The organism is Segatella baroniae DSM 16972 = JCM 13447 (assembly GCF_000426585.1).
GTDB lineage: Bacteria > Bacteroidota > Bacteroidia > Bacteroidales > Bacteroidaceae > Prevotella > Prevotella baroniae.
Genome location: NZ_AUFQ01000004.1, coordinates 96,666 through 113,469, shown reverse-complemented (window position 1 = coordinate 113,469; position 16,804 = coordinate 96,666). Strand labels below are relative to the sequence as shown.

General features: G+C 55.3%; 16 protein-coding genes and 1 pseudogene. 12 read left to right on the top strand and 5 right to left on the bottom strand.

Annotation, left to right across the window (positions count from 1 at the left end; all coding sequences use genetic code 11):
- Positions 1-454: 454 nt before the first annotated feature.
- The 5 genes from ettA to K334_RS0104830 all read left to right on the top strand — a co-directional run bounded on the left by ettA (position 455) and on the right by K334_RS0104830 (position 5,494).
- Positions 455-2,152: an energy-dependent translational throttle protein EttA gene (gene ettA / locus K334_RS0104850; protein WP_027444595.1), complete on the top strand. Its 1,698-nt coding sequence runs from the start codon at positions 455-457 to the stop codon at positions 2,150-2,152.
- 13 nt (positions 2,153-2,165) lie between these two features.
- On the top strand, positions 2,166-2,486 hold the full coding sequence (locus tag K334_RS0104845; protein ID WP_021589241.1) for a metal-sulfur cluster assembly factor: 321 nt from the start codon (positions 2,166-2,168) through the stop codon (positions 2,484-2,486).
- Positions 2,487-2,494: 8 nt separating this feature from the next.
- Positions 2,495-3,259, top strand: coding sequence for a UDP-2,3-diacylglucosamine diphosphatase (locus K334_RS0104840; protein ID WP_025880352.1), 765 nt, complete (start codon positions 2,495-2,497; stop codon positions 3,257-3,259).
- A gap of 199 nt (positions 3,260-3,458) precedes the next feature.
- Positions 3,459-4,796: an NADP-specific glutamate dehydrogenase gene (gene gdhA / locus K334_RS0104835; protein ID WP_027444594.1), complete on the top strand. Its 1,338-nt coding sequence runs from the start codon at positions 3,459-3,461 to the stop codon at positions 4,794-4,796.
- A gap of 62 nt (positions 4,797-4,858) precedes the next feature.
- Positions 4,859-5,494 (top strand): septal ring lytic transglycosylase RlpA family protein, encoded by a 636-nt coding sequence (locus K334_RS0104830; protein ID WP_051218653.1) that lies wholly within the window; start codon positions 4,859-4,861, stop codon positions 5,492-5,494.
- Here K334_RS0104830 and K334_RS0104825 read toward each other — a convergent pair.
- Both K334_RS0104825 and K334_RS0104820 read right to left on the bottom strand, forming a co-directional pair.
- A complete protein-coding gene (locus tag K334_RS0104825; RefSeq protein WP_025880353.1) occupies positions 5,417-5,758 on the bottom strand; it encodes an alkaline phosphatase family protein in 342 nt (113 codons plus the stop codon). The two genes, K334_RS0104830 and K334_RS0104825, sit on opposite strands and share 78 nt — an antisense overlap.
- A 254-nt stretch (positions 5,759-6,012) precedes the next feature.
- Complete coding sequence (locus tag K334_RS0104820; RefSeq protein WP_025880355.1) at positions 6,013-7,479, bottom strand: CCA tRNA nucleotidyltransferase; 1,467 nt, start codon at positions 7,477-7,479, stop codon at positions 6,013-6,015.
- A gap of 125 nt (positions 7,480-7,604) precedes the next feature.
- Here K334_RS0104820 and K334_RS0104815 point away from each other — a divergent pair, with 125 nt between their 5' ends.
- The 7 genes and pseudogenes from K334_RS0104815 to K334_RS0104780 all read left to right on the top strand — a co-directional run bounded on the left by K334_RS0104815 (position 7,605) and on the right by K334_RS0104780 (position 13,646).
- Complete coding sequence (locus tag K334_RS0104815) at positions 7,605-8,018, top strand: Clp protease/crotonase-like domain-containing protein (RefSeq protein ID WP_025880357.1); 414 nt, start codon at positions 7,605-7,607, stop codon at positions 8,016-8,018.
- A gap of 54 nt (positions 8,019-8,072) precedes the next feature.
- Positions 8,073-8,621 carry a DUF1599 domain-containing protein gene (locus K334_RS0104810; protein WP_025880359.1) on the top strand — a complete coding sequence of 183 codons (549 nt, stop codon included), beginning with the start codon at positions 8,073-8,075 and terminating at the stop codon, positions 8,619-8,621.
- A pseudogene (locus K334_RS14400) lies at positions 8,608-10,679 on the top strand (BT_3928 family protein). The gene K334_RS0104810 and the pseudogene K334_RS14400 overlap by 14 nt, the downstream one beginning before the upstream one ends.
- Positions 10,680-10,767: 88 nt before the next feature.
- Positions 10,768-11,514, top strand: coding sequence for an SPOR domain-containing protein (locus K334_RS0104795; protein ID WP_025880361.1), 747 nt, complete (start codon positions 10,768-10,770; stop codon positions 11,512-11,514).
- Positions 11,515-11,568: 54 nt separating this feature from the next.
- Positions 11,569-12,162 carry a GTP cyclohydrolase I FolE gene (gene folE / locus K334_RS0104790; RefSeq protein WP_021589087.1) on the top strand — a complete coding sequence of 198 codons (594 nt, stop codon included), beginning with the start codon at positions 11,569-11,571 and terminating at the stop codon, positions 12,160-12,162.
- 52 nt (positions 12,163-12,214) lie between these two features.
- On the top strand, positions 12,215-12,874 hold the full coding sequence (locus K334_RS0104785; protein ID WP_161625374.1) for a DUF4840 domain-containing protein: 660 nt from the start codon (positions 12,215-12,217) through the stop codon (positions 12,872-12,874).
- A gap of 16 nt (positions 12,875-12,890) precedes the next feature.
- On the top strand, positions 12,891-13,646 hold the full coding sequence (locus K334_RS0104780; RefSeq protein WP_025880366.1) for an exodeoxyribonuclease III: 756 nt from the start codon (positions 12,891-12,893) through the stop codon (positions 13,644-13,646).
- Positions 13,647-13,771: 125 nt separating this feature from the next.
- On the opposite strand, the gene K334_RS0104775 is transcribed toward K334_RS0104780, so the two are convergent.
- The 3 genes from K334_RS0104775 to K334_RS0104765 form a co-directional block, all read right to left on the bottom strand.
- Complete coding sequence (locus K334_RS0104775) at positions 13,772-14,284, bottom strand: toxin-antitoxin system YwqK family antitoxin (protein ID WP_021589016.1); 513 nt, start codon at positions 14,282-14,284, stop codon at positions 13,772-13,774.
- 349 nt (positions 14,285-14,633) lie between these two features.
- Positions 14,634-15,974, bottom strand: a complete 1,341-nt coding sequence (locus K334_RS0104770) for an alpha-L-fucosidase (protein ID WP_025880367.1) — start codon at positions 15,972-15,974, stop codon at positions 14,634-14,636.
- A gap of 32 nt (positions 15,975-16,006) precedes the next feature.
- Positions 16,007-16,801 carry a Cof-type HAD-IIB family hydrolase gene (locus tag K334_RS0104765; protein ID WP_036889972.1) on the bottom strand — a complete coding sequence of 265 codons (795 nt, stop codon included), beginning with the start codon at positions 16,799-16,801 and terminating at the stop codon, positions 16,007-16,009.
- Positions 16,802-16,804: the final 3 nt, after the last annotated feature.

The following is a 16,804-nucleotide window of genomic DNA, read 5'->3' as shown; positions in this document are numbered from 1 at the left end:
TAATGAACACGGTTTTGTTTTGTTCATAAAAAAAGCGCACAGCTCTTGACCAGAACAGTGCGCTTGATAGGACGGGGATGTTTGCCCGATTGGGATATGGTATCTTTCTTTTGGCATAGGAAATGTTTGATGTTGCAAAAATAATAAGGAAACAAATAGGCCGCAATACCCAGAAAAGAGTATTTTGGATGGATTCCGTCCGCAATCTTGTGAGATTTCGCAAAACTTCATAATAACTTGCCGTATTACGGCTATTTTCCGTATATTTGTAAACGAATCAATGCCCATCGGTAGCCTGAAGTGGTTCCGTGAGGTTGTGTCGAGGTGGACAATCGTCATTTTTGTCCATATATATAATAAGGTGTATGAAGACGATTGCTTCCGAAAGCAGGCTGAGGAGCATGGCTAAGATGGTGGATTGAGACGCGAATGGTAAATAAAACAACAATCATATATGGCAACAGTAGACGACAAGAAGGTCATCTTCTCAATGGTGGGAGTGTCGAAAATCATTCCGCAAAACCAAAAACAGATTCTGAAGAACATCTATCTCTCCTTTTTCTATGGCGCGAAAATCGGTATCATCGGTCTGAACGGTGCCGGAAAGTCGACGCTGATGAAGATTATTGCCGGACTGGAACAGCCCACACAGGGCGACGTCGTGTGGAGTCCGGGCTATACGGTGGGCTATCTGCCGCAGGATCCGCCACTCGACGAGTCCAAGACCGTGAAGGAAAACGTGCAGGAAGGGGTGCGCCATGTGTATGACGCGTTGAAGGAGTACGACGACATCAACGTGAAATTCGGGCTCGAAGAGTATTACGGAGACCCCGACAAGATGGACAAGCTGATGCAACGGCAGGCCGAATTGCAGGACATCATCGACGCCACGGACGCTTGGAACATGGACTCGAAGCTTGACCGTGCCATGGCGGCGTTGCATTGCCCGCCGGGCGACTGGCCCGTGACCAACCTTTCGGGCGGCGAACGCAGGCGCGTGGCCCTGTGCAAGCTGCTCTTGACGAAGCCCGATGTGCTGCTGCTCGACGAGCCTACCAACCATCTTGACGCCGAAAGTATCGACTGGCTGGAGCAACACTTGCAGCAATATGAGGGCACTGTCATCGCCGTTACCCACGACCGCTACTTCCTCGACGACGTGAGCGAGTGGATATTGGAGCTTGACCGTGGTGAAGGCATTCCATGGAAGGGCAACTATTCTTCATGGCTGGAGCAGAAAACCACCCGCATGGAGCAGGAGGAGAAGACCGCATCGAAGCGTCGCAAGACCCTGCAAAGGGAGTTGGAGTGGGTGCGCATGGCTCCCAAGGCTCGGCAGGCAAAGGGCAAAGCCCGCCTGAACTCGTATGAACAAATGCTCAACGAGGAGCAGAAGGAGCGCGAGGAGAAGCTCGAAATCTATATTCCCAACGGCCCGCGTCTGGGCAACAAGGTGATTGAGGCGCAGCATGTGCAGAAGGCTTTCGGTGAGAAAGTTCTCTTCAAGGACCTCAACTTCATGCTGCCACCCAACGGTATCGTGGGTGTCATCGGTCCCAATGGTGCCGGAAAGACGACCCTCTTCCGTCTGATCATGGGACTGGAGCAGGCCGATGGCGGTACGTTTGAGGTGGGTGAGACCGTGAAACTGGCCTACGTGGATCAGCAGCACAAGGATATTGACCCCGACAAGTCGGTCTACGACGTGGTGGCACAGGGCAATGAAACCATCCGCATGGGTGGCCGCGACGTCAACTCGCGTGCTTACCTGTCGCGGTTCAACTTCTCCGGCACCGATCAGAACAAGCTTTGCGGCGTACTTTCGGGTGGTGAGCGCAACCGTTTGCAGCTCGCGCTGGCTCTGAAGCAGGAAGGCAACGTGCTGTTGCTCGACGAACCGACCAACGACATCGACGTCAATACGTTGCGGGCGTTGGAAGAAGGCTTGGAAGCCTTTGCCGGTTGCGCCGTCGTCATCAGCCACGACCGCTGGTTTCTCGACCGTATCTGCACGCACATCCTGGCCTTCGAGGGTGATGGCGATGTGGTTTTCTTCGAAGGCGACTACTCCGAATACGAAATCAACAAGGCCCGTCGACTGGGTAACGAGGACATCAAGAAAACCCGTTATCGCAAGTTGATGGAAGACTAAACGACATGTCAAGATGACACAAGAAGAAAAAACAAGAATAGAAGAGCGCATCGTAGACGTGTTGAAGACCGTTTACGACCCCGAGATTCCCGTGGACATCTGGAATCTGGGCATGATTTACAAGGTGGAAGTGAACGAAGAGGGAGGCGTCGACCTGGATATGACGTTCACGGCGCCCAGCTGTCCGGCGGCCGATTTCATCCTGGAAGACGTCCGAACCAAGGTGGAGAGCGTCGAAGGTGTCACTTCCGCCAACGTCAACCTCGTCTTCGAGCCGGCTTGGGATCAAAGCATGATGAGTGAAGAAGCCAGGGTGGAGTTGGGATTTGAATAGGAGGAATGATGAAGAACGTGTATTTTTTGAGCGACGCCCACCTGGGTTCGCTGGCACTTGAGCACCGACGCACGCAGGAACGCAGGCTGGTTCGCTTTCTCGACAGTATCAAGGAGAAGGCCGCCGCAGTCTATCTGCTGGGCGACATGTTTGATTTCTGGAACGAATATAAGTATGTCGTGCCCAAGGGCTACACGCGTTTCTTGGGCAAACTGTCCGAGCTGACCGACCGTGGGGTGGAGGTACACTTCTTCACGGGCAACCACGACCTGTGGACATACGGCTATCTGGAGCAGGAATGCGGCGTCATCGTCCATCGGAAGCCCGAGACGACCGAGATTTACGGCAAGGTCTTCTTCCTGGCGCACGGCGACGGGCTGGGAGACCCCGACAACCGTTTCAAGGTTTTGCGCAAACTGTTCCACAATCGTGCATGCCAACGCCTGCTCAATGCCATCCATCCCCGCTGGGGAATGGCCTTGGGGCTCAACTGGGCCAAGCATAGTAGGTTGAAACGGGCCGACGGCAAGGAGCCGCCCTACATGGGAGAAGACCGCGAGTTCTTGGTGCTTTTCACCAAGGAATATATGAAAACCCATCAGAACATCGACTATTTCATCTATGGGCATCGGCATATTGAGCTCGACATCACGCTCGACCGCAAGGCCCGAGTCATGATTCTGGGCGACTGGATATGGCAGTTCACCTATGCCGTGTTCGACGGCGAACACATGTTCATGGAGCAATACGAAGAAGGCGTTACCCAACCGTAACGCCTTTTCTTGTCCCCTTGTGTGCCTTAACAGGCATAAAAAAAGCATATATTTAACAAAATGTAAGCCTGTTGGCCTAAAATAGGCCCCTTTTTATTTGTCGCTTTCAAGATTAATCCCTACATTTGTCGTGCCATCGTTACACAATGACACGCTAACGCAATCTATTATTTTAATACCTCGTATAATTTAAGACACTATGGAAGTAGAAAAAATCATGCAAGACCTGGCTAAGAAGCATCCAAGAGAGTCTGAATTCCTTCAGGCAGTAGAAGAAGTGCTTCATTCCATCAAGGATGTGTACAACCAACATCCTGAATTTGAAAAAGCAAAGATCATCGAACGTATCGTCGAACCGGAGCGTGTCATCATGTTCCGTGTGCCTTGGACCGACGACAAGGGCGAAGTTCATGTCAATATAGGCTATCGCGTGCAGTTCAACAGCGCCATCGGCCCGTACAAGGGCGGTCTGCGTTTCCACCCGTCGGTCAACCTGAGCATTATGAAGTTCCTCGGTTTCGAGCAGACTTTCAAGAATGCGTTGACCACTTTGCCCATGGGTGGCGGCAAGGGAGGCAGCGATTTCGCGCCACGTGGCCGCAGCAGCGCCGAGATCATGCGCTTCTGCCAGTCGTTCATGAGCGAACTCTATCGCCATATCGGTCCGGACATCGACGTTCCGGCGGGCGACATCGGCGTCGGCACTCGTGAAATCGGCTACCTCTTCGGCATGTACAAGAAGCTGACACGCCACTGGGAAGGCGTGTTGACGGGCAAAGGCATGGAGTGGGGCGGCTCCAACATCCGTCCGGAAGCCACCGGTTATGGCGCTCTCTACTTCGTCAATCAGATGATGCAGACCCACAATCTCGACCTGAAAGGCAAGACCGTGGCCGTCAGCGGCTTCGGCAACGTGGCTTGGGGCGCTGTCCAGAAGGCTACGGAACTGGGCGCCAAGGTCGTCACCATCAGCGGCCCCGACGGCTATATCTATGATCCGGCCGGCATAGCAGGCGAGAAGAACGACTACATGCTGGAGCTTCGCTCAAGCGGCAACGACATCTGCGCGCCTTATGCCGAGAAGTTTGCGGGCAGCAAGTTCGTCGCCGGCAAGAAACCTTGGGAGGTGAAAGCCGACATTTACTTGACTTGCGCGACGCAGAACGAGCTGAATGGCGAAGACGCCGACATGATATTGGCCAACAAACCGCTGTGTGTGGCCGAGGTGAGCAACATGGGTTGCACCGCAGAAGCCGTCACCAAGTTCATCGCCGCCAAGCAACTATTCGCACCGGGCAAGGCTGTCAATGCTGGAGGCGTGGCCACATCAGGCCTCGAAATGACGCAAAACTCCATCCGTTTGCACTGGAGCGCCGCCGAGGTCGACGAGAACCTGCACAAGATCATGCACTCCATTCACGAACAGTGCGTGAAGTATGGCAGGGAGGCTGACGGCTACATCGACTACGTGAAGGGCGCCAACGTGGCGGGATTCATGAAGGTTGCCAACGCCATGATGGCCCAGGGAGTCGTATAAACCAACCCCAAAATATTGTGAATTGTAGAAAACAGAGGATTTTTTTACAAGTTCTTTTCTTGATGGCCTTTACCTTTCTGTGCGCCCAAACGCAGAAAGGTAAGGCCACTTTTTATTCCAAGAGAGCCACCGGAGCCCGCACTGCCAGCGGTGAAAGGATGCACCACGACAGCATGACGTGCGCCCACCGCACCCATCCCTTTGGTACAATGTTGAAGGTGACCAATCCTGCCAACGGTAAAGAGGTCATCGTGAAAGTCACCGACCGAGGGCCGTTCAGCCGTGGTCGCATCATCGACTTGTCATGGGGGGCCGCCAAGGCTCTCGGCATTCTGGATCGTGGCGTCGCCATGGTGACGGTTGAGAAAGTGAAGGCCGACCGTGGCGTGCCTTTCAAGTTGGAAAAGGAGGAATTGCCCGAGCTTGAATTTGAGGTGACAGGCCAGAATTACGGCCTGGAGGACAAGTGGCGCGGCCTTCCGAAAGAGCCGGCCGCAATGCCCGGAAGCAATAACAAACAGCCCCAAAAGCCGCCCCAGCAGCCTAAAACCGTAGAACCGGCTGTCCGCAGCAAAGGTGCGGCGGCCAAGAATGCCACGCCCGGTGGCCAGAAAGGCCTGTCACAGAAGGAAGACAAGCTGACCAAGCGCATTCTGGAGAAGATGAAGTCCTGGTGGAAAGACCTGGAAGAGAAGTAGGTGCTGGGTGATGTCATAGATTCCCTCGTCTTTCAGCGCCTGGACGATGCGTCCTATGTAGCCGTCCACACGGATGAGCGTCTCGTAGTAGGCCGGCGTGTCGTGGCCTGCGGCATGCCCCGTGTGGTCGATCTGGTCGTAGATGACGGCCAGCAGGTTCGGTTTCCGCGTCTTGATATACTCCTCCGTCATGCGGCACAGCTGTCCGTGGTCTTTCTCATAGTTGGAAGCCACCGCCTCATCGTCCACCGACAGCGTGTCCACCAGGTGGCGAATAATAGATTGAGAAGTCTTTGTTTCATCGTTTCGATTTTATGGTAAGTCAGAGGTCGTTCCATTTTATGGTAAGTCAAAGGTCGTTTCCGTTTTGTGAAAGCAGTCCTTTTACAAAACAACCGCAGTCCTTTTGGCAAGTCAAAGCTGCCCTTTTGCAAAGCAATCGCTGCCCTTTTACAAAACAACCGCTGCCCTTTTACGCGCCGGAAGACCATCCGTCCTCACCCAACGGCCGTCGTCCGTCATCCGACAGTCAGCCCCATTTGCTCGGCTTTCCGCATCAACAGCTGCATGAGCGGTTCTCGTTCGTTGGGCACCTTGTTGTCGAGCACGGCGTCTTTGAGCGTCTGCTTCAGCGTGCCCACCTCGCGCGAAGGCCCCAAATGGAACATTTCCATGATTTCGTTGCCGTTGATTACGGGCTGCAGCAGCCGCTTGTAGTCGCGTTCGGCCAGGTCGGCTATCTTCTCGCGCACGAGTTTGAAGTTGTTGAGAAACTGCTGCTTGCGCTGGCTGTTCTTGCTCGTCACGTCGGCCTCGCACAGCATCATGAGGTCGCCGATGTCGTCGCCGGCGTCGTTCACCAGCCTGCGCACGGCACTGTCGGTCACCTCCTCGTCGGCGATGGCGATGGGACGCATGTGCATTTCCACGAGTTTCTGCACGTATTTCATCTTCGCGTCCAGCGGCAACTTGAGCCTTCGGAAGATGACGGGCACCATCTTGGCCCCGATGAAGTTGTGGTTGTGGAACGTCCAGCCTTGCACCGTCTCCCAACGCTTGCTCTTGGGCTTGCCCACATCGTGCAGCAAGGCGGCCCAGCGCAGCCACAACTTGTGTTCGCCGAGGTCCTTTCCCTTGGCTTCCTCCATGCTTTGGGCCCGGCAAAGGTTCTCCAGCACCTCCAGCGTGTGGTAGTAGTTGTTCTTGTGGGCACGTCCGTTGCGTGTCTCCACCACATCCAGGGCCACCAGTTCGGGCAACACGAGGTCGAGCAGTCCGCTCTCCCGCAGGTAATAGAAGCCCTTGCTGGGGTGGGAAGACAGGATGATCTTGTTCAATTCCTCCTGAACGCGTTCGCCGCTGACGATCTTCAGGCGGTCGGCATTGCGCTTGAGCGCCTCTAAAGTGTCATCGTCGATGTAGAAGCCGAGCTGCGTGGCGAAGCGGACACAGCGCAACATGCGCAGCGGGTCGTCGCTGAAGGTGATGTCGGGGTCGAGCGGTGTGCGGACAATGCCGTCTTCCAGGTCGCCGATACCATCGAAAGGGTCGACCAATTGGCCGAAGCGGTCGGCGTTGAGACATACGGCCATAGCGTTGATCGTGAAGTCGCGGCGGTTCTGGTCGTCCTCCAGCGTGCCGTCTTCGACAATCGGCTTGCGCGAGTCATGGCTGTAGCTCTCCTTGCGCGCGCCCACAAATTCCACTTCCAAACCCTTGTATTTCACCTGCGCCGTGCCGAAATTGCGGAACACGGAGATGTGGGCGCGCCGCCCCAGGAGCTTCTTCAGCTCGTCGGCCACGCGTATGCCGCTGCCCACCACCACCACGTCGATGTCGTTGGAAGGGCGTTCGAGGAACAAGTCGCGCACATAACCGCCGACCACATAGCAGTTGACATGCAGCGCGTCGGCCGCTTCTGAAATTTTATGGAATATATCTTGATTGAGCAAATGGGCCAGGTCGGCATTGGAAAGAGTTCTCATTCTATTGAAAATTGATGGCGCAAAGGTACGAAAAAAGCCCTGTATATTACACTGATTAACACAGATTATCATTTATTGGCGAGGCCCTTCGAAGCGTGTCTCATTATTTTTATAATTTTGCAGGAATGAAGTCAGGAACCATTCTCTGCATGCTGGTCGGCCTGTTGCTCACGGGCTGCCGGCCTACGGCCGACGACCAGGCGCAAGCCGCGCTCCAACGGATAGAACAGCTCTATGCCGAGGGCCGCTACCAGGCCGCGCTCGACTCGATACGGAGCCTTCGCGCCCACCATCCGCAGGCTGTCGACGCCCGCAAAAAGGCGCTGCGGCTGTGGCAGGAGGCTTCGCTCAGGCTGACACAGCAGGACGTGGGCAAGACCGACTCGCTGCTCCAAGCCACCATCGCGCGCATACCGCGGGAGCCGGACCGCTACAAGCGCAACCTGCTGGGCGTGAAACGCGATTCGCTGCAGGCCCGATACGAGGCTTTGTGCGGCACGGTGAGGGTCATCCGCAGCAAGATGAAAGGAAAGCAATAATTTGGTTATTCCATGGAATATCCGTACTTTTGCGGTCAATTAGATTCTGATATGATGAGCAATCCCAATACGGAAGAACAGTTCAAGGCTGTCATGACCGAATGTCGTGAGCTTTTCAGCAAGAAACTGCATGACTATGGCGCCTCGTGGCGCATTCTTCGTCCGGCTTCCCTGACCGATCAGTTGTACATCAAGGCCAAGCGCATCCGCTCACTCGAAATCAAGAAACTTTCCCTGGTGGGCGAAGGAATCCGCCCCGAGTTCATCGCACTCATCAATTACGGCATTGTCGGCCTCATCCAGTTGGAGAAAGGTTTTGTCGACACGGTCGACATCACGGCCGACGAGGCCTTGCGCCTGTATGACCACTACGTGCGGACAGCCCTGGAACTGATGTTGAGGAAGAACCACGACTACGACGAGGCCTGGAGAAGCATGCGCGTGAGCAGCTATACCGACCTGATACTGACCAAGTTGCAGCGTGTGAAGGAGATAGAGGACCTCCATGGCGACACCTACGTCAGCGAAGGCGTCGACGCCAACTACATGGACATCATCAACTATGCCGTTTTCGGTGCCATCAAACTGAATGAGCAAGCTTAAAAACATTCTTACCAACATCTGCCGGTTCGTCGTCGCGCTCGCGTTCGTTTTCTCAGGATTCGTCAAGGCGATAGACCCGCTGGGCACCCAGTACAAGATTCAGGACTACCTGAAGGCGCTGGGAGCGGTCGATCTGGTGCCCGACTGGATAACGCTGGCCACCTCCATCTCGCTCTCCGCCCTGGAGTTCTGCCTGGGTATCTTCCTGTTGTTCGCCATTCGCCGCCGAACCACGAGCAAATTGATTGCGGCCGTCATGGTCGTCATGACGCTCATAACGGTGTGGCTGGTCGTCGCCAACCCGGTGAAGGACTGCGGTTGCTTCGGCGACGCCGTCATCCTGACCAACGGACAGACGCTCTTGAAGAACATCCTCCTGCTGACTTGTGCCGTCGTCACGGCCGCGTGGCCGCTGCGCATGGTGCGGTTCATCAGCCGCAGCAACCAGTGGATCGTGACGAACTACACCATCCTGTTCATCCTGGGGTGCAGTGTCTACAGCCTCTACTTCCTTCCGCGGTTCGATTTCAGGCCCTATCACATCGGCGCCAACATCCCGGAAGGAATGAAAATACCGGCGGGCGCGCCGCAACCCAAGTTCGAGACCACGTTCGTCTTGCAGAAGAACGGCGTCAAAAAGGAGTTTACACTGAACGATTATCCCGATTCCACCTGGGAATTTGTAGACAGCAAGACCGTCCAGACGGAGCCGGGCTACGTTCCTCCCATCCATGATTTCTCCATCGAGCGCGACGGCGAGGACATCACCGACTCGGTGTTGAGCCACAAGGGCTACACGTTCCTGCTCATATCGCCCCACCTCGAATCTGCCGACGACAGCAATTTCGGCGACATCAACCAGCTCTTCGAATATGCCGTGGCGCAGAAGGTTCCCTTCTACTGCCTGACGGCAAGCACGGAAGACAGGATTTGGCAGTGGGTCGACAACACAGGGGCGCAATATCCTTTCGCCACGACCGACGAGACGACGCTGAAGACCATCGTCAGGAGCAATCCCGGCCTGCTGTTGTTGAAGGACGGCACGGTCATCGGCAAGTGGAGCCACAACCAACTGCCGCAGCTGAGGGCCGGCAGCGGGCCTCTGAGCCGGCTGGAAATCGGCCGCCTGCCCGCCAACTCCGTGCCGAAGAAGATTCTGGAAGTCGTCCTGATATTCCTGCTGCCGCTGTTCCTGCTGGCCATAGCCGACCGCCTGTGGGCCTGGACACGGTATCTGAAGTTCAAGAAAAGAAAATAATCGCTATACATTATTATTTATTTAACAAGCAAAAGACAATGAGAAAGAAAATTGTAGCAGGCAACTGGAAAATGAACATGAACCTGCAAGACGGCATCGCGCTCGCCAATGAGATCAATGAAGCCATGAAGGCCGACAGGCCCAACTGCGAAGTTGTCGTCTGCACGCCGTTCATCCACTTGGCAAAAGTTGCCGATGTGTTGGACAGGAACGTCGTCGCTCTCGGTGCCGAGAACTGCGCCGACAAGGCCAAGGGTGCCTATACGGGTGAGGTTTCCGCCGAAATGGTGAAGAGCACGGGTGCCCAGTACGTCATCCTCGGCCACTCGGAGCGTCGCGAGTACTATGGCGAGACCGCCGAAATCCTGAAGGAGAAGGTGCAGCTGGCACTCGCCAACGGTCTGAAGATCATCTTCTGCTGCGGCGAAACGCTTGAAGAGCGCGAAGCCAACCGCCAGAACGAGGTGGTGAAGGCTGAGCTGGACGGCAGCGTTTTCAACCTCACAGCCGAGGAATGGAAGAACATCGTGTTGGCCTACGAGCCCATTTGGGCCATCGGAACGGGCAAGACCGCCACTTCCGACCAGGCCGAGGAGATGTTGGCCTACATCCGTTCCATCGTTGCGGAGAAGTATGGACAGGCTGTTGCCGATGAGACCTCCATCCTCTACGGCGGCAGCTGCAAGGCTTCCAACGCTCCCGAACTCTTCTCCAAGCCCAATATCGACGGTGGCTTGATCGGTGGTGCTTCGCTGAAGTGCGCCGACTTCAAGGGTATCATCGACGCTTGGAAAAAGTAATCGCGAACAAACGGAATCTGTACAGGGCGGGAGGCGCTCTCCCGGTGGGATGGTCGCCCGCCCCGTACTTTCTAACGCAAACGCAACTATGCACCAACTCGTCACAATCATACTCTTGCTGTTCTGCGGTTTGACGACGGCCGAAGCGCAGACCTATACCGAGCACGTTCAGACGCAACAGACCGGGCGGGGAAACGTGACGATTCACCAAAGCAAGGAAATAGAAAAACTCGTCAACGGGAAAAGGTCTGCGACGAAAGTCACGGGCGGAGGGGCGACCGACGGGCCCAAGGATGTGAAGGTGGCGACAGCACCTTTGACCAAAAGCGACAGCATAAGAAACGGCCAGAAGCCAGGTCGGAAAGAAGCGCAGCCCGACAGTGTCAGGAAGGAAAGGCCGCGCGAAGCCAAACACGACTCGACGCGGACGGAGCAGCGTGAGGCCGACAGAAAGGAGACGGAACGCCGCGAAACGGCCCGGAAGGCGGAGACGACCGAAAAGACGGGGCTTGAAGACACGGGAATGGACATTCCCACCGTCGACATGCGCAAGAAAGTGATGCGCAGAAGCTACAAGGTGACCGGCTATCGGGTGCAGGCCTATGCCGGCGGCAACTCAAGAGAAGACAGAATAAAAGCCGAGAAGATTGGTTCAAACATAAAGATGAAGTTCCCCGACGAGCCGGTTTATGTCCACTTCTATTCACCTCGCTGGATATGCAGGGTGGGCAACTACCGCACATTCGAGGAGGCCGACCGCATGCTGCAGCACCTCAAGGAGATGGGATATAAGCAGGCTTGCATCGTCAGGGGCAAGATAACCGTACAATATTAGGACGATTGAGCCGCCGCAACGCACGGGGTGACGACGAATCGCAACGAAACGACAATGAATCCGGAAACAGAATACAGAGAGGGACTCGACCAGCTGGCCGCCCACTATCACGCCGTCCTCCGGCTGTTGGGCGAAGACCCCGGGCGCGACGGGTTGCAGAAGACGCCCATGCGGGTGGCCAAGGCCATGCAGGTGCTCACCCGCGGCTACGCGCAGAACCCGCACAAGGTGCTCACCGACGCGCTCTTTGAAGAGAAATACAACCAAATGGTCATCGTCAAGGACATCGACTTCTTCTCGATGTGCGAACACCACATGCTGCCGTTCTACGGAAAGGTGCACGTGGCCTACATCCCGAATGGCTATATCACCGGCCTGAGCAAGATCGCGCGGGTCGTCGACATCTTCAGCCACCGCCTGCAGGTGCAGGAAAGGCTGACGCAGCAAATCAAGGACTGCATCCAGGACACGCTGAAGCCCATGGGCGTGATGGTGGTCGTCGAGGCCAAGCACATGTGCATGCAGATGCGAGGCGTGGAAAAGCAGAACTCCATCACCACGACGAGCGACTTCAGCGGGGCCTTCAACCAGGCCAAGACGCGTGAGGAGTTCATGAACCTGTTGCGCGGAGAGTCGAAGAGAATCTAAACGGAAGGCCTTTGATTTCCTTCAAATGCCAAAGCAAGACTATAAAAACAGTATGATAACAATTAAAATCACAGAAATCATGAAACAATTGCATTATTTATGGATGGTGGCCGCACTCCTGTTGACGACCACTTCATTGACTTCCTGTCTCGGAGACAACGGCGACAGCCCTGACACTCAGGTCTTCAACCTCACGCGCGCGCAGCGCATGCAGGGATTGAACGCCGCGACAGGCCAATACAACGGCTGGATTTTCTTCTACAACGAGGAGACCAGAAAGAGCGACTCGACCGCGGTTGCATGGCAGATTGCCGGCAACGACTCCACGCTGGCCATGGAGGCGTTCCCCGTGAAGCAGTTTGCTAACTACACTTCCGACAATATGGCGAAGGATGTGCTCAACAACGCGGGCAGCCAGCAGCTCGTTTTGGACATCCACATGCCCTATGTCATGAGAAAGACCGACTGGGAAGCCCAGTTCTATCAGTATATCGTGGTTCCCAAAGACAAGAAACTGTCCTTCACATACAAAGGGAAGACATGCGAATTGAGCTTCATCGACCAGTATTTGCAGACAAACCAGACCACCTACTACCCCGTCATGCAATACTACAAGGGGAAGAATCTGTTCTATCTGCTGGTGAGGGAGCTGAAAGTCGACGGCGCGACCTATGCCATCAACACCGCCGTTGTCATCCGGACAAAGATTTAATCCCCATCATCTGCCTATGAAGTTCATTTCATGGAACGTGAACGGTCTGCGTGCCGCTGTCGGAAAAGAGTTTGAAAAGACTTTCCGTGAGCTGGACGCAGACTTCTTCTGCCTTCAGGAAACGAAGATGCAGGCCGGACAACTCGACCTGCAGTTCGATGGATATGAGAGCTATTGGAACTATGCCGACAAGAAAGGCTACAGCGGAACGGCCATCTATGCGAAGCATCATCCGATGAATGTCAGCTACGGAATCGGTATCGACGAGCACGACCATGAAGGACGTGTCATCACGCTCGAATACCCAGACTTCCATCTCGTCACGGTCTACACGCCGAACTCGCAGGATGAGCTGCGCCGGCTCGACTATCGGATGAAATGGGAAGACGATTTCCAGGCCTATCTGCACACGCTCGACAAGGCGAAGCCTGTCATCGTATGCGGCGACATGAACGTAGCGCACGAGGAAATCGACCTCAAGAACCCGAAGACGAACCGCCGCAACGCGGGATTCACGGACGAAGAGCGCGCCAAGATGACCACGCTGCTCGGCAACGGCTTTACGGATACGTTCCGGACGCTGCACCCCGAGGAGGTGACCTACAGCTGGTGGAGCTACCGTTTCCGTGCCCGCGAGAAGAATACAGGCTGGCGCATCGACTATTTCCTCATCTCCGACCGGCTGCGCGACCGACTGCACGAAGCCAGCATACACACGGAAATCTACGGCAGCGACCACTGCCCTGTGGAACTGGTGCTCGACGAGGCATGACCGCCGTGCTACTCCATGCGCACGCCGGTCCGTCTTCACGACAGCCACCAACGATAAAAGGCCCGCTTCTCACGAAGCAGGCCTTTTTCAATACATTTTTAAATAGAGACTTTTGTAAAATTATCTTATAAGAGAGATTTCAATTCGTCGATAGGACGCTTCTGCATCGTCCCGTCCTTCTGCGTCACGGTGAAGTAGTCGAACTTCGACTTACCGTTTTCAAACTGGATGACGGCGATTCCGCCATCACGCAGCTGCAAAGTGAAGTACCCATGGCGCTTGCCATTGATGTAGTTGCCATGCCAGCGTTCCTTGCCATTCCTGTAATAGGTGGTGACCTTGCCGTTCAGCAGGGTGTTGGCGTCGTTGCCCAGGTCGATGAAGCTGTAGCCTCCTTCGGCTTTCAGCGTTCCGTTCATGTAGAAATCCTGGAAAACCTCCTGCTTCTTTGCGCCTACGTTCTGCGTTTTGAGCAGACGGTAGTAGGAAGCTTCCGCGCGCTTGGCGACATTCTGCATGTTGTCGGCATAGAAAATCGTGTCGGTCACGACCTTCGCATTGTCCAAGACGACGCTCTTGCGTCCGAAACTCGTCATGGATACCATTACACAAACTGCCATCAAAAGGACTTTTTTCATATCAGTTGTCAATAAATAGTTATAGGTTGTTGTTTGAATCCGGGTGCAAATGTATGCAATTTATTTGTAATTTGGCAAGTCTTTTAACGTTATTTCATAACTATTTTTCGACCGGAAAACGATTGAAATTTAGCAGTTGGCTTTCAATTTAAAAGTGAACGTTTTAACATGGTTTGCTTACAGTTTGTAAAGCGGTCCGTCTTGAATCGCCGGAAGGAATCTTCTGTTGGTGATACTTTGCCGGAAATGGGGCGTGAAAACGCCAAAAAGAAAACCTAACCGCAAGCGTGTTGCTTACGATTAGGTTTGCGACCTTCGTCCGTTGTCGGCCGGCTGCCGGCCAAAGGCTTCATTGCTGGAACTGGCGCACGTCTTTCTTCACGTACATCTCGACGGGTTTTTCCAGGTCGAGGGCCACGACCGTAATCTCGCTGTCGAGTTCCTGCTCGGGAATCTCGATGTAGAGGTTGCCCGGTTCGGCCCGCCAGTCGGCCTCATTGTAGATCTTCCAGCGCAGCGGCGTGTTGCTTCCCACGACGCGCGCGCCCTTCAGCTTCGTCAACAGGCCCTTCACCTCCACCTCGCCATGCGGCTGGTAGGGGATGAAGAGGTAGAGCGTGCGGTGGTCTTTGCTCAAGGTGGTGTAGCCCTGGAAGGCGTCTTTGTAGACACCGGCGTCGGTTCCGTAGATGGCTTCGTGGTGTTTCGCCGTCCAGCGGCCGAACTCTTTCAGGATGGCCACTTCGGGTTCGGGAATCGTTCCGTCCTCGCGTGGGCCGAAGTCGAGCAGCAGATTGCCGCCCATGCTCAGGCAGTCGCAGAACGAGCGCAGCAGTTCGTAGGGCGACTTGAACAGCGTGTCCTTGTGCTGGTAGCCCCAGGAATCGTTCATCGTCATGCAGAGTTCCCAATAGGGGGCGGTCGGCTGCTGCACGGGGCCGCCCACTTCGGGCGTCGCGTAGTCGCCGTAGCCCTGCACGCGGCTGTTGATGACCACGTTGGGGTTGCCCTCCCGCAGGAAAGCCACCAGCTGCGGGGCCCGCCAATCCTCCGCGCTCTGCTCCCAGTCGCCGTCAAACCACCACAGGTCGGGGTTGAATTGGTTGCGTAATTCGCCAAGTTGTGCGAAGTTGAAGTCCACGAAACGATTCCACCGTTTGGGGTCTTCGGCAATCTTGTAGCGGCTCTTGCTCTTCGTGAAATTCGGGTAATCGTTGTGACTCCAGTCGAGCAACGAGTAGTAGAGACCTACCTTCAAGTTCTGCCGCCGCAGCTCGTTGACAAACGGCGTGATGAAGTCGCGCTTCGCCTTTGTGGTCTTCACGGTGCTGAGTTTGCCTGCCTTGGTGTTCCACAGTGCCACGCCGTCGTGGTGTTTCGTGGTCATCACGGCGTATCTGGCGCCACTCTCCTTGATCAAATCCACCCAATTCTGGGCGTTCCACTTGCTGCCCGTGAAGCGTTTGGCCTGCGCCATGTAGTCGGCGTAGGGCACCCGCTCGTTATGGAACGACCAACTTTCCGACACGCCGTCCACGGCATAGATACCCCAGTGGATGAATATGCCGAGCTTCGCGTCCTTGAACCATTGCATTCGCGACTTCCAAGCCGTGGAATCCTCGGCTGCCTTCTGGGCCATGAGCGGCAAGGACATGCCTGCCAACAGTGCCGCAACGATAATTTTTTTCATAAATGATAAGATGAGAAATGTTAAATGAGAATCTACTGTTGGATGACATTGAAGTGACGGAGGGCATGGGCGACGCCATCCGCGTCGATGTGTGTCGTCACATAGTCGGCGATGGCCTTCACGTCGTCACGTCCGTTGCCCATGGCCACGCCGATACCGGCCGCCCGCAAAAGGGGGATGTCGTTGCCGCCGTCGCCGAACGCCATGGTCTCGGCCGCGTCGAATCCTTCATGTTCGGCCATGGCCCGCAAGCCAATGCCCTTGTCTGCCTTCATCGAAGTGATGTCGATGAAGGCGTCTGTCCACCTTCCACTCGTACAATTCCTGAGCTTCGGCATGATTTCGGCTTCCTGGCTGGGCGAGAAGAAGGGCGTGAGTTGCAGGATGGGTTCCCGCATCACCTCGTCCAAAGGGTCGAAACGGAAGTCATGAAGCCCCAGCCCCACTCTGAAAGAACGGTCTATCACCCCGTCGTCCAGATACTCGGCCACCTTCGACGTGCCCACGATGACGACGGGGACGCGCCACGCCCGGCAGGCCTCCAGCACCCTGTCGACATCCTCCCGCAGCATGGATTCGCAGCAAACGGTCTCCTTTCCCACGAAACAATAGGCCCCGCTGGTGGAGGCGTAGCCGTCGACGAGCCTGTCGATTTGCTGCAGATTCACGATCAGGCGCACGGCGCGGCCGGTCGATATGTAGATTTTCAGCCCTCTGCGCTTGGCTTCTTCCAGGGCAGAGACAGCCGAATCGGGCACACGATGGGTCGCAAAACTGACCAAGGTGCCGTCGATATCGAAAAACAGAGCTTTGATTTTCTTGTCCATAGC